Below are 22,401 nucleotides of genomic sequence, written 5' to 3'. Positions count from 1 at the left end.
GCCTTCGGGCAATGAAAACAATGCAATAATAAAAATAAAACCTGAGTAGAACTGCAGAAGCAGCACCCACTTTGTTTTCGGAACTAGTATCTTCATGTATCCAAAGCGATTATTTTATTTACTGCTCAGTAAATAAGCAATACTTGTGTAAATACCTGCCAATATCAACGTATCAAAATCACCTAAATCAAACCTTTATTCGTGTAACTTTTCTTCATCACGTGTAGAATGTCCTTTTCGTTAACTTTAAAATTTGTTGTCCAATGCTTACAGGATTAAAATCTCTGGTACGTAAAGCTACCTCACTGTTTGCCTCTCCAAAGGCACAGACTTACCCTATTGTCATACCTCGTAGCGATCACAGCTTATCTCGACAAGATTTGAGCCCCAATGCTGTCAAAGTACTATATCGCCTAAATAAAGCGGGCTACGATGCTTATCTTGTTGGCGGCTGTGTTCGAGATCATTTGATTGGTATAGAACCAAAAGACTTCGACGTGGTCACTAACGCCACACCAGAACAAGTACACAATATTTTCTCTAATTCCAGACTGATCGGTCGCCGCTTTAAACTGGTCCATGTGACATTTGGCCGAGAAATTATTGAGGTTTCCACCTTTAGAGCAAATTCAGCACAGGATGACGATGACGACGATACACCAACCACGTCATTGAAAGGCAAAGACTCCGCTCGTTCAGCTCATGGTATTGTGCTACGTGACAACGTCTACGGCAGTATCGAAGAAGACGCTGAGCGTCGTGACTTCACCTTTAACGCCTTGTATTACAATGTCCAAGACTTCAGCATTCACGACTTCTGTGGCGGTCTAAAAGACATCGAACTCAGACAAATTCGAATCATCGGCGATGCACGCCAACGTTATCAAGAAGACCCTGTTCGTATGCTGCGCGCGATTCGCTTCGCTGGCAAACTAGGCTTTGAGATAGAAGCCGAAACCGCTGCGCCAATCAAAGAAATGGCACACCTACTGGATCACATTCCGCCGGCGCGCTTATTTGAAGAAGTATTAAAGCTTCTAGGCAGTGGTAATGGCATTGAAACGTACCACCTATTACGTCAATACGGTTTATTTCGTTACTTATTTCCCGACACTGACGCCTTACTGCAAAGCGGCTGGAAACGTAATGACATCGATCCAGAAGCCTTTATACTTCAAGGTCTAAAAAATACCGACGATCGAATCCAGAGTGGAAAAACCACAGCGCCATATTTTTTATACGCGGTACTACTGTGGCCGAGCGTGGCATTGCGTCATGAAGAGTTCCAAGCCCAAGGCATGCCAGCCACACCGGCATTGCATCAAGCGGCCAATATGGTTTTAGACAATCAAGTCGCTTCTACCGCCATTCCGCGTCGATTCTCCACACCAATGCGTGAAATCTGGGATATGCAATATCGCCTCCCTAAACGCTACGGCAAACGTGCCTTTTTGCTGCTTGAACACCCACGCTTTCGTGCCGGTTTTGACTTTTTGTTAATACGCGAATTAAGTGGAACAGAGCTAGATGGATTGGGCGATTGGTGGGAAAAATTCCAGCACGGCACAGAAAGCCAACAAAGAGAGCTGATTAAAAGCATTGATAACTTTGCTAACGACAAAGAAGGCCCTAAAAAACGCCGCCCTCGTCGTCGTAAGAAAAGTAACGCACCACAAAGAGAAACATTTGACGAGTAAGAGGACACCTCTTGATACACGCTTATATTGGCCTCGGCAGTAACCTTGAAGACCCAGTGGCGCAGCTTGATCGCGCCATTGATACCCTAAAGAAACACGACGATGTAAAACATCTTCGTGTTTCTTCTATTTATGGCAGCAAACCGGTTGGCCCACAAGACCAACCCGACTATGTTAATGCCGTCGCCTCCTTCGAAACCGACTTATCCCCTATCGATTTACTCGACTTATTGCAAAGTATTGAACAATCACAGCGTCGAATAAGAGAACGACATTGGGGACCGCGCACCTTAGACCTAGATCTGTTATTGTATGGACAAGAAACAATACAGCTACCAAGACTCACCGTGCCGCATACTTTCATGCTAGAACGAGGGTTTGTTATAAAGCCGCTTAGCGACCTGGCGCCTAATATGCTCTTAGCAAATGGCAAAACCGTTACCGAGCAGTTACAGCAACTTGATACCAGCGATTTGGTCTTTATCAAAGAAGAATAGATTATGTATTCAGATAACTCACAAAGAAAACTCACCAAACCAGTTACCTTATCCACCCTCAAAAAAATGAAAGCGGATAAAGAAAAAATCACCTGCCTAACAAGCTACGACGCTTCATTTACCAATGTCATGAACGTGGCCGGTGTGGAAACCATTTTGGTTGGAGATTCTCTAGGCATGGTCATACAAGGCCAAGACAGCACCTTACCCGTTACCATCGAAGATATGTGCTATCACACCGCGGCCGTAAAACGAGGCAACACCAATGCCTTTATCCTCGCGGATATGTCTTTTATGAGTTACAGCAAACCGGAACAAGCACTCGATAACGCCGCAAAACTGATGCAAGCTGGCGCTAACATGGTTAAATTAGAAGGCGGTAGCTGGCTCGCCGACACCGTAAAGCTGCTTAGCCAACGAGGCATTCCCGTTTGCGCGCATTTAGGCCTAACCCCCCAGTCCGTGCATAAATTTGGCGGTTATAAAGTACAGGGTAAAAGCCAAGACGCCGCCGATTTACTCCTGCAAGAGTCGCTAGACCTTGTGGCTGCAGGGGCGGATATTCTCCTCTATGAATGCATCCCAACAGAACTAGGCAAAACACTCACTGAAGCGGTACCAGTACCAACCATTGGCATTGGTGCAGGACACTACACAGATGGCCAAGTATTGGTGATGCACGATATGCTTGGCATAAACCTCGGCCATACACCAAAATTCGTCAAAAATTTCTTAACCGATGGTCGCAATGTGACGCAAGCCTTTGAAGCTTACGTAAAAGAAGTAAAAGACATGACCTTTCCAGGACCAGAGCACGGATTCAAATAATGCAAACATTCCATACTATCGCTGAACTTCGTGCTGCGCTAAAAATCGAGCGCTTACAAGACAAGAGCATCACCTTCGTCCCAACCATGGGCAACCTACACGACGGCCACATGTCACTGATACGTCGGGCCACAGAAGAAGGTGACGTCGTCGTTTCTTCCATCTTCGTTAACCCAATGCAATTCTCGGCCAATGAAGATTTAGAGCGCTATCCAAAAACACTAGAAGAAGACAAAAGAGTCCTTGAAGCCAACGGTTGTCACTACCTGTTCGCGCCAGACGCCTTAGAAATGTACCCGGATGGCAAACGCAGCCAGACACAGATCGAAGTCATGGGTTTATCTGACATTCTATGTGGTGCATCACGCCCAGGGCACTTTGTTGGCGTTGCCACCGTGGTGACAAAATTGTTTAATATTGTTCAGCCAGACTGTGCAATCTTTGGCAATAAAGATTTTCAGCAACTTAAAGTCATTGAAGACATGGTACGCGATCTAAGCTCAAACGTGCGTATCATAGGCGTTGACACCGCTCGTAATGACGACGGACTCGCCATGAGCTCGCGCAACGGCTACCTAACAGAAGAAGAAAGACGCATTGCACCAGCAATGTACCAAACACTGCTATGGGCGAAAGAGGCGCTCCTAGCAAATCGTGCGAGTCACGAGAACATTCGCGAACAAGCTCAACAGAAGCTTGAAGCGGCTGGTTTCCGTCGTGATTATTTTGAAATACGCGCACAAAATAATTTACAAACACCGTCAGAAGAAGAGAAACGCCTGGTCATTTTGGCTGCGGCACACTTAGGCAGCGCACGCTTGATTGATAATTTGCGTGTAGAACTTGCTTAATTCACTTTCAACAAACTAGGAGAGACCTTTAGCACGATGTCACGAGCAAAACCAAGACGAGGCAAAAACAGACGAAAAAGCGGATAACTACATGGATGTAGTTATTAGGGCGACGCAGGAAGCCAAAGCCGAGTTATGGGTTATAAATGAGCATTTCGAGTCTGTTTTTAACAAAGTATTGGTGAGCGCAGTAGTCGTGAAAAGGTCTCTAGGGAGATTGTAATGAGCTCACCCACAGAATTAACCGCTTGGCAGAAATTAACAGCACACAAACAAGAAATGGCGCCTATCAACATGGTGTCCTTGTTCGCAGCAGATCCACAACGTGCCGAAAAATACACCGCGCAAGCGGCAGGCTGGACATTGGATTACGCAAAAAACCGTGCCAATGACAAAACACTAGCGCTACTGACGGATCTAGCAAAAGAAGCGGGATTAGAAAGCGCTATTAAAGGCATGTTCAGCGGTGCGCATATTAACAACACCGAAGATCGCTCCGTATTGCACATTGCCCTTCGTGCTAGCCAAGCGCAAGACTCACTAATCGTTGATGGCGTTAACGTCTTGGCAGAAGTGCGTGCGACGCTTAAACAAATGGAAAAATTTGTTGCACAGTTACACAGCGGCGAATGGAAAGGTTACACAGGCAAACGCATTACCGATGTCATTTCTATCGGTATCGGTGGCTCTTATCTTGGCCCAAAAGTTGTCGCTGAAGCCTTAACGCCGTACGAAAAAGACGGCATTAAAGTACATTTTGTGGCAAATATTGATGGTTCAGACATCACTGGCAAACTGAAACTAGTAAACCCTGAAACCACCGTTTTTGTGATCTCATCTAAAACCTTCGGCACCTTAGAAACCTTATCTAACGCTAACGCTGCGCGCGATTGGTTCGTAAGTAATGGCGGCTCACAAAGCGATGTCAGCAAACACTTTGCCGCGGTTAGTTCGAACGTGAAAAAAGCCGTCGACTTCGGTATGGCAAAAGAAAACATCTTCCCCATGTGGGATTGGGTGGGCGGGCGTTACTCTCTTTGGTCGGCCATTGGCTTACCTGTTGCTATTGCCGTAGGCATGGACAACTTCTACGCCTTGCTAGACGGCGCTCACCAAATGGACGAGCACTTCCGCACCGCGCCATTTGAAGAAAACCTGCCGGTAATCATGGGCGCCCTTGGTGTGTGGTATATCAACTTCCACAACGCCCAAACCCACGCCTTGATTCCTTACGACCACTACCTACGCGCCATGCCAGCTCATATTCAGCAGCTTGATATGGAAAGTAACGGTAAAGCGAATCTATTGAATGGCGACGGCGTAGAAACCGACACAGGCCCCATCATCTGGGGCGGCGCAGGCACCAACGGCCAACACGCTTACCACCAGTTATTACACCAAGGCACACGCCTTGTGCCAGTGGACTTTATCGCACCTTTGGCGTCTCACAACCCCATTGGCGAACACCACACACAATTGTTTGCTAACTGCCTAAGCCAGTCGCAAGCCTTGATGGTTGGTAAGACTCTTGAGCAAGCAGAGCAAGAACTTCGTGATGCCGGCGCCACCGCGGAACAGGTCGCCAAGATTGCACCGCACAAAGTGATCAAAGGCAACCGCCCAAGCAACACCCTACTGACCGATAAAATGACACCAGCGACCGTTGGTGCCTTGATCGCCCTATACGAGCACCGTACTTTTGTACAAGGCACGATTTGGGGCATCAACTCCTTCGACCAATGGGGCGTGGAACTGGGCAAAGTACTAGGAACCGACATCTACAACCGCCTTGTTAGCGACAGCGACAACAGCGCACTGGATGCCTCCACCCAAGCCCTGATCAAAGCGTTCAAAAAAGCTCAAGCTTAACCACTTAGCTTTTTATACAGCGCTACTAAAAACACCAGCCTCGGCTGGTGTTTTTGTTTTTGCCCCTTCCCTATCAGAAGAGCCAATTATTGTAGGTCGCGGCTTCAGCCCGACAACCTCTCCACCTGAAGCCATCATCAGCCCGATACAGACTTTGGCATATGACACCAAATCGTAGGGCATCATAAGCGCAGCGTAATGTGCCGAAGAAAGCGAAGCTTTCTGTAAGTCGCGCCTTCAGCCCGACAGCCTCTCCGCATAACACCATCATCAGCCCGATACGGACTTTTGTACATGACACCAAGCCAAGCGGCGTTTCTCTTCACTTTTCAATTCTAGGTAAGGCCGCCTACCTCATCAAAACATCACTTGGCTTTATAAGAATAACTATCCGAACGAACCCACTCAGAAACAAAAGCTCAATAGTGATATCGTAACTGAGCGATCAAAATTGCATCGTCTTGATACTTATAAACAATTCGGTGTTCATCATTGATTCGGCGAGACCAATAACCTGCAAGACCATGCTTTAGAGGTTCAGGCTTGCCAATCCCTTCATAAGGTTCACGCTGAATATCTTTGATTAGTAAGTTTATCCGCTTTAATACTTTCTTATCTGTGCTCTGCCAGTAAAGATACTGATCCCACGCAGCGGTTGAAAAAGTGAGTCTCACTCGACTAACTCTCTTTCAACACCCTTACCTGCTTCCAGTTCAGCAATAGACTCCAACAAGACTCTGGCATTCGCTGGTGAACGTAGCAAGTAAGTAGTTTCTTGCATGGATTCATAATCTTCTAGCGACATCATTACAACTGGGCTTTCACTTTTGCGCGTAATGATCACTGGAGAATGATCATCACAGACCTTAGCCATTGTCTTAGCAAGATTAGCTCGAGCGGCGGTATAACTGATAGCATCCATCATTTATTTCCTGTACTTAATTCTGTACCACTGAGTATAGAGTAAACGCTGCAAGCAAACAACTTCCAATATAGAATCAAGCAAAGGGGCATTTCCCTTCGAAACTAGTACTTTGAATAGGAAACGTAAAAAGCATAACGTACTATTTGAAACATTATGTATTAAAGGCATAAAACTATGACTTATGAGAGAGTGCGAAAAGGAAATCCATTGCAACTAACTATTGATCAACACTTCCATTCAGCTCATGCAATTTCGAAATTCTATAATAACGAAGATGTCGTTGAAATCATGAATATTGGTTACGGAAAAATATCAAAAAAATCTAAGAACGGCATGCTCTACACAAAGAGAAATTGGGACGAAAGAGCAGAAAAGGGTTACATGTACCAGATAGAATCAGACTTTCACCAGCAAATTGATAATATTAAATCCTATGAACTTAGAGATCATGAAGCAATATCAAGATATTTGGCTTTATGGAGACTACGTCATCAATTTCATATTGAGAGACTATCTGACGCTCCACTCTGTGGAATTGAAGGCGAAAACTACACAAAAGAAGAACAAGAACGAATGGAAAGTATGGGGTTAGGATACGTCAATGAAAAAGCTGAGATTCCTGCTAGACAACTAACTGGAGGGCAAATCCAGCTAGGTATAGATCAATTAATGCAAGCTTTACACAGCATTAAATGGGGCGTATTAAAGTCCAATGATGCTCATTTTTTATGCGCAGACTGTTATCACAAACTAGGTTTTATTCCAGTTTCACCAACTATTGCCCTCGCAGCTAACTTGCCAGACCAAACCTTGTCCGATGACGAAGTTGCAATAATTAACCGTCAAAGTGTTGAAAGCGCGAGTAAGTTTTATTTTGGAAGCAACCTAGGTAAATGCCCAATTGCACCGAACTAGGAGTAAAATCCTTTTACCCCAATTTCACCCCATACCTCGCATTCCTGCCACCACCTTCCAAGCGGTACAAACAACCTTTTTCAACCAAATCACCGAGATCTCGGGTGGCGGTGGCTTTGGAGCTGCTGGTAATGCTGATGTATTTTTTGGCACTGAGTCCGCCTTCGAAGCCGTCGGATCCTGCAGTAAAGAGTTTGTTGAGCACTTTCTTTTGGCGTTCGTTCAGTTCGGTGTGCCGATGTTTTTCCCAGAATTTAGCTTTCTTCAATACAAAGTCGACCTTCTGAGCAGCTTCTTTTTGTGCCAACAGAACCGAGCCGACAAACCATTTTACCCAGTCGGTAATATCCAAATTGCACTGGCTGGCTTTATTCAATCCATTGTAATAGACGTTTTTGTCTTTCTCTATTATGGTCGACAAGCTGAGTAATGGTGGTCGGTTGAGGTCTTGAGCCAATGCCATTTCGGCAATTGCTCGCCCTACTCGACCGTTGCCATCGTCAAATGGGTGGATGGTTTCAAACCATAAATGCGCAATAGCTGAACGTATTGGCCCAGAGAGAACAATATCTCTCTCTGCTTTTAGTGGGTTAGAACGGTTAAACCAATCGAGAAATCGGTTTATTTCTGCGTCAACTTGCTGTGCTGGCGGCGCTTCGTAATGCACTTTCTCATAGCCAATTGGGCCAGAGACTATTTGCATAGGTTCTGCGGAATCTCGCCATTGACCGACTTTTAGGTTACGAGGCAGTAGACTATTTTCTTGATGTGGAAGAACTAATTGATGCCAATGAAACAAGGTAGATTTTGTAAGTTCGCTAGCAAAGTTATTACGCACGTCGACCATCAAAGCGGCCATACCTTCAGCTCGTGGATCGGCGACTCGCGTTGGTGGATTACTCAAGCCTAAGAAGTTCTTGATAGAAGACCGCACATCTTCACGATCCAATCGCTCGCCTTCGATCTGGCTGGTGTTGATAGCTTCGCTCACCATGAGATCGATATAGGCATCGTACTGCAAGGTTTTTTCAAGCTGGCCCATTCCGCCAGACAAACGACCAGCCTCTAATGCGTACTGATACAAAGCGTCTCGGCACTGAGTTTCGTCAAAGGTGAAGTTTGGCCAATCAGGATGTTGCCAGCTGTATTTCATAGTATGAGCCGATTAAGTGAATTATTCGGTTCAGAATAGCATTATTTAATGAGCCGAATAACCCCATTATTCGGCTCACGGTTTTTTATTTAGTCGCCAGCGGAGATTATCAAGATACAACTCCCATCTTTTCAGTACTATTCTTTTAGCCAACCGAGGAAGACATACAATGACTCAAGTAAACAGAAACATCGTTGAAGATGCGTTATCACTCTCAATGAACGAACGTGTAGAGCTTGTCGAAAAGCTACTTGAAAGCTTAGATACAAAGAATACTGAGCTAAATGCTATTTGGGCGCAGGAGTCAGATGCTCGCATTGAAGCGTATGAAAAAAAGCAACTAACCTCTAAGCCCTTGTCTGAAGTGCTAAGAAAATATAAATGAAGGTAGAATTTTTAGATCTCGCCGAAAGGGAACTCGATGATGCCTTCAAATACTATGACGGTATTTATCAAGGCCTAGGGTTAAGGTTCATTGCTGAGCTAGAGTCGTCGATAGAACGAATTGAATTACATCCAACTGCCTGATAAAAAACTAGCCCATTCACACATAAGTGCTTACTTAACCGATTTCTATATTCAATTATTTATCAAATTAGTGGTGATTGGTTACTGGTAGTCGCTATTGCCTCTAGCCACCAAAGACCTAACTGCTGGGCTAATCGAACTAGTGGCTAGAATGGTCCTTTAACAACAATTTCAACCCTTACCTCGCGTTCCTTCCCCCACCCTCCAAGCGGTACAAACATTCTTTCTCAACCAAGGCTGATTGAAGGACGCTTACTTTGATTTGTCTCATGCCAAACTGTTGGTTCTTGCGAAACAGTCATTCTCTGATGCAACCCTAAGCCAGCGCCCAGCTATTGAATTACTACATTTATTCAAATGCGACGCAATAGTAAGTTTTTTGCAAAAATACAGATAAGGTGATGGGCATGCCTCGGCTTTGCGTGTTATCTATGCTTTCATATTGATCGGATAATTTTTTCGATAAGCAGTGGGGAATACTCTTATGAAATGGTTTGCTGTGTTTGTGCTGTTTTCAGCGCTGTTATCTGGTTGCTCGTCCAGTGTTAAGCTGTCAGGCCATAATGTGAGCAATGTGAGTTCAAACATTAACATTGATAGCGCTGCAACAATTGCGGTACTCCCCGACCCTAATGGTGATGCGTTGACAAATGAACGTTACCTTCCCGATATTGTTGCGGCTTTCAAGGAACGCGGTTTTACCAATGTATCCGAGTCACTGAGCGATCCGGATTATAAGCTCGTGGTGAACTTTACCTCTGAGGCGAAGATAGAATCAACGCAAGTGCCAGTGTTTAACAATGAACACAATCTGCCTTACACCATCTGCCATAAAGATCCAGGGTCAGACACCCGTACGTGCTTCACTCGTTATCGCAATTTTATGGAGCCGATTGTCAGTGGCTACAAAACAGTAGAAAGCCAAACTAATGTGTACAGTTTTCATTACACGCTCACCGATAGACAAGATAAGTTGCTGTTGGATTCCACCAATACCGTAGTTCATGCCAGTTGTTCAAAATGGAAAATGTTTGAATTTTTAGCCAAAGATGCCATCGCTCGCGCCAATTTTAACAATCCCGTCGACACGCCTTATGCCGTAGAAATGCAGGAAGACTACAGCTGCGAGTAAGCCTCGCTAAGCTTTTCAGGGCTGACATGGTGTTCAGCCCTGCTCTATTCCGTCCTGTTTTACTCAAACCTAGCGACGCTGTACAACGTCTGCTTACATCTAAATCGCATTACTAATACTCTGTTTATAAAAAAATGTTATCACCTTTTACGCTTATTTTTGCGTATAGATCTATACTCTTTATAAGCCACTTTGTTTGGGCGTGGCTGCATCAGGAGTTTTTCCAAATCCATTATGCTCACTCTGTGAGGCAAGGGGGAATCCATGATCAATCATGTTTGGGGTCTTATTCATCATCCAGATAAAGAATGGCGCGCGATTAATGAGGAGCATGAATCCGTCAGCCATATGTATTTTCATCATGTACTTTGGATGGCGGCCATTCCAGTCGTCAGTACCTTTATAGGTACCACTCAATTTGGCTGGACGTTCGGTGGTCATGAAGCCATTAAAGTGTCTTTGATGGACGGTCTTGGTCTGGGCGTATTGTTTTATGCGCTTATTTTAGTGGCGGTCGCCATGGTTGGTAGCTTAATCCATTGGATGGCGCGCAATCATCCTAGTCGTCCACCTCGTCAAGAATGCATTGTGTTTGCGGGGTACATTGCAACACCAATGTTTTTAAGTGGGATATTTGCCATTTATCCTATCATTTGGTTGTGTTTATTAGCCTGCGTGATTGGGGTCGCGTATACCGGCTATCTTTTATACCGTGGTACGCCAAGCTTTTTAGGTATTAGTCATAAACAAGGCTTTATTCTTTCTAGCACGACGTTAGGCATAGGGGTTTTGGTGCTCGAAGCCTTGCTCGCTGCCGTTGTATTGTTGTGGAGCCTTGGCTCTGAACACAGCATTGTGTGGAAATTCTTCTAATCTAATTGAGTCAAACCGTTTAAGCCCTTATCCATTCAAACCCGCCATCAAAGGCGGGTTTTCTTTACCTAAAATAATTACGTATCAGTGGATTACATTTTTCTACAGATACTTACGCTTCTCTCGATCCGCCCCATGCCAACCGTTTGACTCTTTCTATATACTTCCCCAAATACATTAACAAAACAGTCTAATGCCAACGGAGTAGGATAGATGTTCTTTTCTTCCACCTTAAAACAACGAATTCACACTTTAGAACAACAACTTGAACACGAAAAAAGCACATAAAGAACACATATCGTCCATGGAAGACCTGTCAGTTTGCGCAAAAAAGCCGCTGAGCAAGTCGGCCAACATGATAGTGAGCAAGAGCTCATTCGTTACCAACTTCGTGGTGGTGACATGCTGAATTCAATTCGCTTTGGTTTGGTTTGGTTTGGTTTGGCAGAGAGTGCAGAAAGCCGCCGCTGGCAATACAAAGGACATGCTGCAGATGCTTGATAAAATGGAAGTGGCTAGTTTAGAGGTGGTGGTCAATATTGAAACATTGATGGCGGAAGTGACTCACGCACGGTAGGTAAAAGCGATTATATCGTCTTGATACGCTCTATAACCAAGCAACTCGCGGAACTTTTTAAGCAAGTTGCTTTCTTATGCTTGTCTGTTTTTGTCACATACGCGTGATAATTTCTTTTACTGTGAGGAGTTTTAGGCTATTGATTACATTAGTAAAAGGCTATGCTTGTTAAGTCCATTCTCTGGGCCATACCAAAAACCATACGTAGAGACCGATTGTTAGGACAACACCCATGCTCGTACAGCTCATTTTTATTCGATCTTCATTCGCTAGAGAGGAGTTTTCATCGTGAACTCTCTTATCTGGTTGCCATTTTTGCCTCTCTTAGGCACCTTGATTCCACTCATTACGGCTCGCTTTAGCCGAACCGCTTGTGCCTTTATGACGGCAGCGTTGCCCGCTTTAACGCTGTTTTTAGTCCTATCGCATGCTGGAGATATTTTTCAGGGTGAGCGTTTTCAAGCCGCGTTGCCCTGGATCCCTGCGATTGGTCTCGAACTCGCTTTTCGCTTAGATGGTTTGGCTCTGCTGTTTGCGATTTTGATTTTAGGCATTGGCCTGTTGGTCATACTGTATGCCCGTTATTACTTATCAGCGAAAGACTCCATCGGTAAGTTTTACGCGTACCTGATCCTATTTATGTTTGCCATGCTTGGCGTGGTACTGTCAGACAACTTGATTCAGCTGTGGTTTTTCTGGGAATTAACCAGTATCAGTTCCTTTTTGCTGATCAGCTTCTGGGGACACAAAACCGAAGCCAGAAAAGGCGCAAGAATGGCGCTCACTGTCACGGGTGCTGGCGGTTTGGCACTCTTAGCAGGCTTGTTGATTCTTGGTAATACGGTTGGCAGTTTTAGCTTACAAGACGTTTTGGACAGCGGCGAGCTAATCAAGGCCAGTGCGAACTATCCGGTTATTGTTGTGCTGGTATTGCTTGGGGCGTTTACAAAGTCCGCTCAATTCCCGTTCCACTTTTGGCTACCGAATGCCATGGCAGCGCCAACCCCTGTGAGTGCTTACTTGCATTCTGCCACCATGGTAAAAGCGGGTATTTTCTTAATGGCGCGCTTTTATCCCGCGCTAGCTGATACTAATTTATGGTTCTTAATCGTCAGCCTGACGGGCTTAATTACTTTCTTGGTTGGTGCGTATATCGCATTGTTCCAACACGATTTAAAAGGTCTTTTGGCTAACTCAACCATCAGTCATTTAGGGTTAATCACCTTACTGTTGGGCATGGGAACAGACCTCGCCGCTGTGGCCGCTATTTTCCATATCATTAACCACGCTATTTTCAAGGCATCCTTGTTTATGGCGGCGGGTATTATTGACCATGAATCAGGCTCTCGCGATATGCGTCAGCTAAACGGTCTGTGGAAGTACATGCCTTACACAGCCACGTTGGCGATGGTAGCCTCGGCATCTATGGCCGGTGTGCCATTGATGAACGGTTTCTTGTCTAAAGAGATGTTCTTTACCGAGACCTTGCATCAAGCGTCTCTTGGCTCTTTGTCTTGGTTCATTCCAGTGCTGGCGACTTTGGGCGGTGTGTTTGCGGTAGCATATTCCACACGCTTTATTCATGACGTGTTCTTCAATGGCGAACCAATCAACTTACCTAAAACGCCTCATGAACCACCACGCTATATGCGTGTGCCAGTCGAGATTTTAGTGGCTCTGTGTTTGGTCGTGGGTATTTTTCCAAGTTTAGTGGTGGGTGATCTGTTGCTTGCCGCGGCCAATGCCACGCTGAATGGCCCTGCGCCAACGTACAGCTTGGCGATTTGGCATGGTTTTAATTTCCCCTTATTGATGAGCGTGATTGCCTTGATCGGCGGTCTTTACATGTACTATAACCGTTCACACTTGTTTAAGTTTCAAGCACAGTTTCCAACCAGTGATCCTAAGTTGGTCTTTGAAGGCATTGTTCAGTCGCTGGTGGTTAAAGCACAGCGTGTCATTACGATGACCGAAAACGGCTCTTTACAGCGCTATGTGTTCTTTACCTTGGGATTTGCGGTGGTCATGACGGCGTCTTCATTAATGAAGCTGAATACCACGGCAGGGCAACGCCCTGAAATTCCGGTGGATGCGTTGTCTATCACCTGCGCGGTATTGTTGTGTATTTCTGCTTTGGCAACGGTTATCTGGCACAGAAGACGGGTCGTTGCCTTGCTGACACTGTCCGTTGTAGGTTTGATCGTGTCTCTGGCCTTTGCTCAGTTCTCTGCACCGGATTTGGCTCTGACGCAGTTATCCGTTGAGGTCGTGACGGTGATTCTTTTGATTTTGGCGCTGTTCTTCTTGCCCCAAAAGACCCCGAAAGAATCTTCTCCTCGTCGTGTCGTGCGCGATTTAAGTCTGGCATCTTTGATTGGTGGCGTCATTGGTACCATCAGTTATGCCTTAATGACACGTCCTCTCGATACCATTTCGACCTTTTTTACGGAAAACAGTAAGACAGGTGGCGGTGGTACCAACGTGGTCAACGTGATATTGGTGGATTTCCGTGGCTTCGATACGCTTGGGGAAATTACCGTTTTAGGGATTGCAGCACTTGGTATTTATAAGCTCATTGCCAAAATGCGCTTGTTCATGCCTTCCACGGACGATAATGGTTTACCGTGGTCAGAAGATAGGCACCCCATTTTGTTAACCGTGATTTCTCAAAGTTTGTTGCCTTTAGCATTATTAGTCTCCGCTTATATTTTCTTACGCGGGCACAATATGCCGGGGGGCGGCTTCATTGCAGGTCTTATCACGTCTGTTGCCATTATCCAACAATACATCGCCCACGGTGTGGAATGGATTAAGACTCGCATTAAACTAGATTATCAAATCATGATTGGTTCGGGGATTGGTATCGCCACGCTAAGCGGCTTGGGGAGCTGGATCTTTGGACACACGTTCTTGTCATCGTGGTTCGATTATTTCTACCTGCCAGTGATTGGCAAATTTGAGCTAGCCAGTGCCATGATATTTGATCTTGGTGTTTTCCTTACTGTGGTGGGCGCGACTATGTTGATTCTTGCAAATCTTGGTCAATTAACCACCAGTGAGCGTCCTATTCAAAAGGAGCATGATTAATGGAAGGTATGTACGCATTTTGCGTTGGTTTGTTAACCGCTTGCGGCATTTTTCTGGCCTTAAGAGGCCGCACTTTTTCTGTGGTTATTGGTTTGACCCTGCTATCTTATGCGGTGAATTTATTTTTATTCGCCAGCGGTAGATTAAAACTGAATGCCGCCGCTGTGCTTGAGCAATCAGAGCAATACAGTGACCCTCTTCCACAAGCTCTGGTGCTGACCGCGATTGTTATCGGCTTCGCCATGACGGCTTTTGTGGTGATTTTAGCCATGCGTGCCAGAGCCGATTTAGGCAATGACCATGTTGACGGTACCATCCCAGAGCCACCCAATAATACGACGCAAAAATCCGGAGGGAGCCAATAAATGCAACATTTAAGCATTTTCCCTATTCTGATCCCTTTGTTGTTTGGCACCATCATGTTGCTGCCACCCATCTCTCGTGACATTCATGCACAACGTGTCACCTCGATCATTGGGACCTTATTCTTACTGATTTCTTGCGCCTTTTTGCTTTATCAAATTAATAACCAAGGCGTACAGCTCTATGCATTAGGCGGCTGGCAGGCGCCTTTTGGTATTGCTCTAGTGGCCGATAAAGTGTCTGGATTACTGGTATTACTAACGGCATTCTTAGCGTTTGCTGTCATGCTGTATGCGGTTGCAGGACAAGATAAGGGTGGCGCGTATTTTCATCCCTTGTTTATGTTCCAAATCATGGGCATTAACGGTGCTTTTTTAACGGGCGATATTTTTAACTTATTCGTCTTTTTTGAAGTCCTATTAATAGCCTCTTACGCTCTATTAATTCATGCTGGTGGTAAGCAAAAAACCCAAGCCGCTTTGCACTATGTGATTCTCAACCTTGTTGGTTCGAGTTTGTTTCTATTCGGACTTGGCATTTTGTATGGCACGCTTGGTACGCTCAATATGGCAGACATGGCCATTAAGGTTGGTCAGCTGCAAGGGGAAACCGCAACATTGGCCAAAACAGGCGCCCTGTTACTCTTGGTGGTGTTTGGTTTAAAAGCCGCTATGCTGCCCATGCATTTTTGGTTGCCTAAAACCTACGCCAGTGCGAGTGCGCCAGTTGCTGCGCTCTTCGCTATTATGACAAAGGTTGGGGTTTACAGTATTTTCCGTGTTTACACTGTGATTTTTGGTGAACACGCTGGAGAACTCGCGAATATTGCCACGCCATGGCTATGGCCTCTCGCTTTGTTAACCATCACGATTGGCAGCATTGGTGTGCTCGCCAGCCCAGGCATTAAAACGCTCAGTGCGAACTTGGTTATCGTTTCAAGCGGTAGTTTACTAGCTTGTGCCGCGATCAACTCCGAAGCCGCCACGTCTGCTGCATTGTATTATATGGTGCACAGTACACTGGCGTCGGCTGGGCTGTTTTTGCTCGCTGACATTATGGCTCGCCAGCGTGGTAAAGCGGAAGACAGATTTGTCCGCTCTCGCCCTTTTGTGCAGCCTAAGTTACTTGGTTTCGCGTTCGCTATTCTGGCTTTAGCCTTGGTTGGTATGCCGCCTCTGTCAGGCTTTGTCGGAAAAATAATGATACTGCAAGCGACTCAGTCAACAGCACAAACCATGTGGGTATGGCCGTTGATTTTACTGGGCAGTTTAGCCGCACTAGTTACCTTCTCCAGAGCTGGAACCACGCTGTTCTGGCGCCACAATGGCACTGTCTTAGCAGAAGCTGAACAAGCAAAGCCTATGGAAATAGCCAGTATCGTACTCTTGTTGTTGGCGGCCCCAGTGTTGGTGTTATTCGGTGGCGTCGTCAGTGAATTCACGCAACAAGCTGCGCATTACTTGCATGATATTCAGTCTTCTGCCTATGGGTTATTACCAGGAGTCACGCCATGAAGTTATTCCCAATGCCATTTCACAGCCTGTTACTTTTTGTGGTCTGGTTGTTATTGAATAATTCCATCAGCGCCGGTCACATCGTACTGGCGACCTTCTTCGCCATTACAATACCTTGGCTTGTTACAGGTATGCGGGATGAACACCCTAAAATTCTTAAGCCTTGGTTGGCTATTCGTTATGTGTTGATGGTCATGAAGGACATTTTGACCGCCAACGTAGAAGTCGCTTTGTTAATTGTTGGGCCAGTGAAAAAATTAAAACCTGGCTTTGTCGCCATTCCAATCGACGTTGACTCTGATTTGGGCATTACCATTCTGGCGAGCACCGTGTCGCTCACGCCAGGTACTGTCAGCGCGGAAGTATCGAAAGACAGAGCTTGGCTTTATGTCCATTCCCTTCATTTAGAAAATGAAGCAGAGCTGATTGAATCCGTTAAGCAACGTTATGAAAGGCCAATCAAGGAGATTTTCGGATGCTAAGTTATACCATCATTATTGTGGCCATTTGTATTTGCATCGCTTTGATTCTGAATTTATGGCGTTTGCTGCAAGGGCCAACAGCATCAGACCGAATTTTGGCGTTAGATACCATGTACATCAATGCCATTGCTCTGATTTTGTTGTATGGAATACACGTCAAAAGTGCGCTTTACTTTGAGGCGGCGGTATTAATCGCCATGCTTGGATTCGTCAGTACGGCGGCACTTTGTAAATACTTACTTCGCGGCGACATCATAGAATAAGGACAAGTTATGCCTTTTTATCTCGAAATTATTATTTGCGTATCCTTACTGACTGGCGGCGCTTTTTTGTTAATCGGTTCTTATGGGCTAGTGCGTTTGCCTGATATTTATATGCGCTTGCACAGCCCCACGAAAGCGTCCACCCTTGGTATTACCGGGGTGTTGGTGGCATCAATGATTTTTCAAAGCCACCTAAAAGGGTTTCTTTCGATTCAAGAACTCTTAATCACGCTGTTTTTGTTAATCACAGCACCAGTTGCTGCCAATATGATTGCCAAAACGGCGTTGCATTTTCGCACTAAACCTATCGATAAAACGCAAGGCCAAGAGTTAATGGAGACGATTAGAGATCGAAAATCGACTAAGCCTCCACACACTCCTCGCTAAGCAATAGAGCGACCTCACTGCTTTTCATGGGCTTATAGAAATAGTAGCCTTGAAAAACTTCGCAACCTCATGACTGTAACATGTCGGCTTGCTGAGCGGTTTCAACACCCTCAGCAACGATTCCGAGTTCCAAACTTCGTGCGAGGTGAATAATCGTTACGTAGATTTTGGCGTCTTCTGTGTGACTATCACACTCTTCCACAAATGACATAGTAGTGCTGTGTACAAAAATTCTCTTAGACATATCCTGTCTTGCGGTATAAGCGTCTGGGGAATAGCACCTTAATTTAGCTTTTTCCATCCGACATAGTTGTGATTTTTGGAGTCATCACTATGTTCAATACCAGCGATTCTTTACCTGTGATCCTGATCTGTGGGCCATAAAGCCCTTCGTTATTGGGCGTAAAAACTGGCTCTTCTCAAATACGGAAAACTGTGCCAAGGCGAGTGCGATGCTCTACAGCCTCATCGAAACAGCCAAAGCAAATGGGCTTATCCCTTACAATTACCTCGTCAGACTGTTTGAAAAACTGCCAAAAAGACAATAGAGGATCTGCTGCCTTGGAACGTTAAGCTAGGCTAGGTGGGATCGCCGGACGCTTACCAGAAAGTGATTGGCCTACGGGCCCTGTAAAGATGATCATGCACACCAAAGCTGGCGGTTCTGCCGATGTGTTTGTTGAAAACTATCGTCCAGGTGCTTTTGACGCCCTTGGTTTAGGTTATGAAGAGATGTCTAAACTGAATCCAAAGCTGATTTACTGCTCTATTTCTGCATTCGGCTCAAACGGCCCACGTCGAGAACAAACCGCTTATGACAACGTCATTCAAAGTTTTTCTGGCATGATGGCCATGACAGGTCACGGCGATGGCAGACCATTAAAAAGCGGCGCACCTGTGGTAGATTATGCCACTGGCACCACCGCTGCGTTTGCTATTTCAACGGCACTTTTTCAAAGAGAAAGAGAAGGCGGTAAAGGCCAATTTATTGATGTATCCATGCTTGACGTGGCGATGATCCTCTATAGTTCCCACCTAACCAGCTACATGTGGAATGGAAAGCACCCAGAACAAAAAGGCAATGTATTTCCTTTTGCCTCCATTGGTTGTTATGAAGCGGCAGACGCTCCGCTGATGATTGCCGCATCAAACTTAGCCCAGCAAAAAGCCTTATGGATCGCTCTTGAACGTGAAGATATGATCAAAACTAACAATAACCAGCGCTTAGACGGCCATGCCGAAGAAGCAGCAACGCTAGCCAGTATCATCAAAACCCAAACAGCCGATTATTGGGAAACGTTTCTAAACGAAAAACGCGTTCCAGCCTCTCGAATTCGTCGCATGGAAGAAGCTCTTGCCGATCCACAAGTCGCCGCTCGTAATGCGATACAAACGCTGAATGACCCAAACAGCCAAGTAAATGGCTTAAAGGTGCCAGTGTCTGCGTTTAATTTATCCAGCAGCCCTGCACAAGTGAACACAGCCCCTCAGCCAATTGGTGCACAAAGCATAGAACTACTCAAAGAACTTGGCTATTCAGAACAAGACATTGCCAACATGCGACAACAGGGAACGACTAACTAGAGGCATCCACTCCCTCTAGTTTTGATAGTGTGTTTATTAAAGGGCGAATAAAGTACTTTTATAAACAAAAAAGACACCTATCAAAGGTGTCTTTTCGTAAATTTGGTAACAAAATAATAGTTAAACAGCTCTTTTTTCGTTTTCTAAATCGTCTAAAATAGTTGGGGAAATTTTATCCAGATGATAAAAGCACAGCACGATAAAGGCCAAAATCGCCACCATCAATGGATACCAAATAGAAACAGATAAAATGGCATTGAGTGCGCTGTCTGGTTGAACTTCTAAGGAGCCAACATAATCCCCTGCCCCTAATATCCAGCCTACCATTGCCGTTCCTAAACCCACACCAACCTTAGAGCCAAAGCTACCCGCTGAATACACTAAACCTTCTGTTCGTTGTCCTGTTTTCCACTCACCGTATTCTACAGTGTCGGCCAAAATCGCAAAGAAAGAACCTATCAAGGGCGCAATACCAATACCTTTAATCACATTAGCCGCCAACACTAAATCCACATTATAAGGGTCTATTTGAATTAATAGATAGCTGATAGCCAAACAGACCAAACCAAACTGACAGGTCAAACGCTTACCCCAACACTTTACTATCTTGGGCATTAAAAACAACGTTGGAAATTGGGGAATGATAAGGCACATAATGATTGTGCCTATGATACTGGGGTCTTTCAGTATGTATTTTGCATAATAGACTGGTGAGTTAAAAGTTAATCCTATAATCACAAAAAATAATGTACCAAACAAAAGCGCTAACCACCAATATTTATTACGAACCAAAGCACCAAGGGCCGGTTTTAAATTATGTTGCTGAGGACTTTGTGCCTTTACGTTTTCCTTGGAAGACAAAAACGTAATCAAGAATAATATAGCGCTTACAATACTTAAAATAATAAAGGTGTATTGCCAGCCTTCTTTTCCACCACCAAAAAAGTTCACCAGTGGCATCACCAATTGCCCTACCGCAATCACACCAATATTAGCCATAAAAGCACGAGCAATATTCAGCAGAGATCGCTGGTATGGATTATTGGTGATCAGGGAATTTAAAACACCGTAAGGAATGTTAATGGCGGTATAGCACAAACTCACTAAGTTATAGGTGATAAAAATATACGCAACTTGCAGCGTTAAACTGTCTGATTCTGGAACAAAAAAGACCAAAGCAGCAGACACGCCAAAAGGAATTGCCATCCAAAGCAACCAAGGTCTCGCCTTACCAAAGCGACTCTTGGTTCTATCCACGACAATACCCATAATTATATCCGTTACACCATCAAAGATGCGTGAGACCAGCATCACAGTACCCACAATAGCAACTGGGATACTGACGATATCGGTATAAAAATATACTAAAAAGAAAGAAAAGCCCGTAAAAATAATATTACTGGCCAAATCTCCTACCCCATAACCTATACGGTTTTTTAATGGTATATGATCCGTTCCAAGGCTTGATTGCATGCCCATATGTGTCCCCAATTCTCTTGCTTTCCCCACTAATAATTGCAGGAAAATATTAAACCAAGGGCGCTTTCGCTTGACAATACAACCAAGGAAAGCGCTTAAATTTATAGTGTTACTCTTGTGACGCTATGCACTAGCCGCCATGTCCACTTTGCCAAACTTGGGTGAGGTTTCTAACAACATAAAGGAGCCAAGAAAAGCCAGACCAGCCAAGGCTGCCGCAAAGTAAAACGGTGCAACCAAACCATACATATCAGCCAACACCCCACTAATAGAAGGTCCTAAGAACCCCCCCATCAGTTCGGTGATACCCATCACAAGACCCAGCGTTCCAACCACATATTGACGAGGCACACTTTCTGATGGAACAGTCGCCATAACAATAGGAATGGCTCCTAATCCAAAATAAAACAAAAATAAACTGATCATCATGTAGGCTTGGCTCTCTGCCATATACAAAACGCTTAATGGACACAACAGAGCAATCAAGGCAAACAGACGAAAAACGCGAGCCCTGCCAAACATGTCAGATAAAAGAGGAACCAACAAACCAGAAATAACCGCCGATACACCTAACACACTCATGACACTGCCCATCTGAAATGAGCTATATCCAACCACCTTAGTCAAATACACAGGGATAAAAGTCAATTGTGAGAACATCCACGCCACCATTAAGCAAGACAGGCTAATACTCACCATCACGTTTTTATTATGCAGCAATTGCTCTAAACTAAAGGCCTTTGCATCGGTATTTTTTACTTTTACAACTGGGGTGTGAGGCGGCAACTTGATATATTTAAAAATCAGAAATGCCACTACCAGACCGGGCACGCCAGCTACAATAAAAGCCTGACGCCAGCCATAAGCTTCTGCGACGTAAATCAATACAACCGGCGCGATAACAGAGCCTAAAAGATTGCTCGCAGCATTTTGTACAAAGCCCATATTAAAACCACGGCGTTTTTCGGAAGACTCTTCAAGCAAGATAGATTGAGCAATCGGCAATACAGGACCCTCAGCAATGCCCATTAAAATCCGTACAATTAGCAGCATCATAAAGCTAGCAGCAATCGATGACAGCAGGGTAAAAAGGGAAAACAAAATAACAGATACAACCAAGACTTCTACCCGACGTCCAAACCTCGTGCAAAAGTTACTTAACACAAATCCTGAAATCGCCCAAGACATGGCCAGCGCCGACGCCAAAAGGCCAATTTGGGAGTTATTAATATCCAGTTCTTGAGTGATAAATGGCATCAAAAAATTGATGGATAACCTATCAACAAATACAAAACCGAACGTCAATCCCATAATAGCTAAGATTGAGTTCTCTCTACTCATGATTTTCATTTTGCGTTCCTTTTAGTTCTGAACTATTAAATAGATCCGTTATTATT

At 44.9% G+C, this 22,401-nt stretch carries 23 protein-coding genes and 1 pseudogene; 18 read left to right on the top strand and 6 right to left on the bottom strand.

Features of this window, described 5'->3' with window-relative positions; translation table 11 throughout:
- Window positions 1-263: 263 nt before the first annotated feature.
- The 5 genes from pcnB to pgi all read left to right on the top strand — a co-directional run bounded on the left by pcnB (window position 264) and on the right by pgi (window position 5,742).
- Window positions 264-1,697 carry a polynucleotide adenylyltransferase PcnB gene (gene pcnB / locus DK187_RS08025; RefSeq protein WP_111606823.1) on the top strand — a complete coding sequence of 478 codons (1,434 nt, stop codon included), beginning with the start codon at window positions 264-266 and terminating at the stop codon, window positions 1,695-1,697.
- Window positions 1,698-1,711: 14 nt separating this feature from the next.
- Entirely contained in the window at window positions 1,712-2,194 is a 483-nt protein-coding gene (gene folK, locus DK187_RS08020) for a 2-amino-4-hydroxy-6-hydroxymethyldihydropteridine diphosphokinase (protein ID WP_204355603.1), read from the top strand.
- 3 nt (window positions 2,195-2,197) lie between these two features.
- Window positions 2,198-3,022 carry a 3-methyl-2-oxobutanoate hydroxymethyltransferase gene (panB, locus tag DK187_RS08015; RefSeq protein ID WP_111606821.1) on the top strand — a complete coding sequence of 275 codons (825 nt, stop codon included), beginning with the start codon at window positions 2,198-2,200 and terminating at the stop codon, window positions 3,020-3,022.
- Window positions 3,022-3,873: a pantoate--beta-alanine ligase gene (panC, locus tag DK187_RS08010; RefSeq protein WP_111606820.1), complete on the top strand. Its 852-nt coding sequence runs from the start codon at window positions 3,022-3,024 to the stop codon at window positions 3,871-3,873. Before panB ends, panC begins: the two co-directional genes overlap by 1 nt.
- 222 nt (window positions 3,874-4,095) lie before the next feature.
- Entirely contained in the window at window positions 4,096-5,742 is a 1,647-nt protein-coding gene (pgi, locus tag DK187_RS08005; protein WP_111606819.1) for a glucose-6-phosphate isomerase, read from the top strand.
- A 419-nt stretch (window positions 5,743-6,161) separates the two neighbouring features.
- Here the strand turns inward: pgi and DK187_RS08000 are convergent, their stop codons facing one another.
- Complete coding sequence (locus DK187_RS08000) at window positions 6,162-6,416, bottom strand: Txe/YoeB family addiction module toxin (RefSeq protein WP_111606818.1); 255 nt, start codon at window positions 6,414-6,416, stop codon at window positions 6,162-6,164.
- Entirely contained in the window at window positions 6,413-6,664 is a 252-nt protein-coding gene (locus tag DK187_RS07995) for a type II toxin-antitoxin system Phd/YefM family antitoxin (protein WP_111606817.1), read from the bottom strand. Before DK187_RS07995 ends, DK187_RS08000 begins: the two co-directional genes overlap by 4 nt.
- 210 nt (window positions 6,665-6,874) lie before the next feature.
- Between DK187_RS07995 and DK187_RS07990 the strand changes: the two genes are divergently transcribed.
- A complete protein-coding gene (locus DK187_RS07990) occupies window positions 6,875-7,582 on the top strand; it encodes a hypothetical protein (RefSeq protein WP_204355600.1) in 708 nt (235 codons plus the stop codon).
- Window positions 7,583-7,595: 13 nt separating this feature from the next.
- On the opposite strand, the gene DK187_RS07985 is transcribed toward DK187_RS07990, so the two are convergent.
- Window positions 7,596-8,735 carry a Fic family protein gene (locus DK187_RS07985; protein ID WP_111606815.1) on the bottom strand — a complete coding sequence of 380 codons (1,140 nt, stop codon included), beginning with the start codon at window positions 8,733-8,735 and terminating at the stop codon, window positions 7,596-7,598.
- Window positions 8,736-8,904: 169 nt separating this feature from the next.
- Between DK187_RS07985 and DK187_RS07980 the strand changes: the two genes are divergently transcribed.
- From DK187_RS07980 to DK187_RS07935, 10 genes are all read left to right on the top strand, one after another.
- Window positions 8,905-9,120, top strand: coding sequence for an addiction module protein (locus DK187_RS07980; protein WP_111606814.1), 216 nt, complete (start codon window positions 8,905-8,907; stop codon window positions 9,118-9,120).
- Between the two features lie 627 nt (window positions 9,121-9,747).
- On the top strand, window positions 9,748-10,395 hold the full coding sequence (locus DK187_RS07975) for a hypothetical protein (RefSeq protein ID WP_111606813.1): 648 nt from the start codon (window positions 9,748-9,750) through the stop codon (window positions 10,393-10,395).
- 264 nt (window positions 10,396-10,659) lie between these two features.
- Complete coding sequence (locus DK187_RS07970) at window positions 10,660-11,268, top strand: Yip1 family protein (RefSeq protein WP_111606812.1); 609 nt, start codon at window positions 10,660-10,662, stop codon at window positions 11,266-11,268.
- A 321-nt stretch (window positions 11,269-11,589) separates the two neighbouring features.
- Complete coding sequence (locus DK187_RS07965) at window positions 11,590-11,769, top strand: hypothetical protein (protein WP_111606811.1); 180 nt, start codon at window positions 11,590-11,592, stop codon at window positions 11,767-11,769.
- A gap of 364 nt (window positions 11,770-12,133) precedes the next feature.
- Complete coding sequence (locus tag DK187_RS07960) at window positions 12,134-14,932, top strand: monovalent cation/H+ antiporter subunit A (protein WP_111606810.1); 2,799 nt, start codon at window positions 12,134-12,136, stop codon at window positions 14,930-14,932.
- Window positions 14,932-15,297 carry a Na+/H+ antiporter subunit C gene (locus DK187_RS07955; RefSeq protein ID WP_111606809.1) on the top strand — a complete coding sequence of 122 codons (366 nt, stop codon included), beginning with the start codon at window positions 14,932-14,934 and terminating at the stop codon, window positions 15,295-15,297. Before DK187_RS07960 ends, DK187_RS07955 begins: the two co-directional genes overlap by 1 nt.
- Window positions 15,298-16,809 carry a monovalent cation/H+ antiporter subunit D gene (locus DK187_RS07950; RefSeq protein WP_111606808.1) on the top strand — a complete coding sequence of 504 codons (1,512 nt, stop codon included), beginning with the start codon at window positions 15,298-15,300 and terminating at the stop codon, window positions 16,807-16,809.
- Window positions 16,806-17,291: a Na+/H+ antiporter subunit E gene (locus DK187_RS07945; RefSeq protein ID WP_111606807.1), complete on the top strand. Its 486-nt coding sequence runs from the start codon at window positions 16,806-16,808 to the stop codon at window positions 17,289-17,291. Before DK187_RS07950 ends, DK187_RS07945 begins: the two co-directional genes overlap by 4 nt.
- Window positions 17,285-17,554 carry a K+/H+ antiporter subunit F gene (locus tag DK187_RS07940; protein WP_111606806.1) on the top strand — a complete coding sequence of 90 codons (270 nt, stop codon included), beginning with the start codon at window positions 17,285-17,287 and terminating at the stop codon, window positions 17,552-17,554. Before DK187_RS07945 ends, DK187_RS07940 begins: the two co-directional genes overlap by 7 nt.
- 9 nt (window positions 17,555-17,563) lie before the next feature.
- Window positions 17,564-17,941 carry a Na+/H+ antiporter subunit G gene (locus tag DK187_RS07935; protein ID WP_111606805.1) on the top strand — a complete coding sequence of 126 codons (378 nt, stop codon included), beginning with the start codon at window positions 17,564-17,566 and terminating at the stop codon, window positions 17,939-17,941.
- Window positions 17,942-18,008: 67 nt separating this feature from the next.
- Here DK187_RS07935 and DK187_RS21385 read toward each other — a convergent pair whose 3' ends face one another.
- A complete protein-coding gene (locus DK187_RS21385) occupies window positions 18,009-18,185 on the bottom strand; it encodes an EAL domain-containing protein (protein ID WP_223232243.1) in 177 nt (58 codons plus the stop codon).
- 133 nt (window positions 18,186-18,318) lie between these two features.
- Here DK187_RS21385 and DK187_RS07925 point away from each other — a divergent pair.
- A pseudogene (locus tag DK187_RS07925) lies at window positions 18,319-18,524 on the top strand (transposase domain-containing protein); the annotation flags it as partial.
- 59 nt (window positions 18,525-18,583) lie between these two features.
- Window positions 18,584-19,525 (top strand): CaiB/BaiF CoA transferase family protein, encoded by a 942-nt coding sequence (locus DK187_RS07920; RefSeq protein WP_223232244.1) that lies wholly within the window; start codon window positions 18,584-18,586, stop codon window positions 19,523-19,525.
- Between the two features lie 120 nt (window positions 19,526-19,645).
- Here the strand turns inward: DK187_RS07920 and DK187_RS07915 are convergent, their stop codons facing one another.
- Both DK187_RS07915 and DK187_RS07910 read right to left on the bottom strand, forming a co-directional pair.
- A complete protein-coding gene (locus tag DK187_RS07915) occupies window positions 19,646-21,004 on the bottom strand; it encodes an MFS transporter (protein ID WP_111606803.1) in 1,359 nt (452 codons plus the stop codon).
- A gap of 123 nt (window positions 21,005-21,127) precedes the next feature.
- Complete coding sequence (locus DK187_RS07910) at window positions 21,128-22,354, bottom strand: MFS transporter (RefSeq protein ID WP_111606802.1); 1,227 nt, start codon at window positions 22,352-22,354, stop codon at window positions 21,128-21,130.
- Between the last annotated feature and the right edge of the window lie 47 nt (window positions 22,355-22,401).

The sequence above is a fragment of the Marinomonas arctica genome (assembly GCF_003259225.1).
GTDB classification, from domain to species: domain Bacteria; phylum Pseudomonadota; class Gammaproteobacteria; order Pseudomonadales; family Marinomonadaceae; genus Marinomonas; species Marinomonas arctica.
This window is presented reverse-complemented; position numbering and strand designations above follow the sequence as displayed.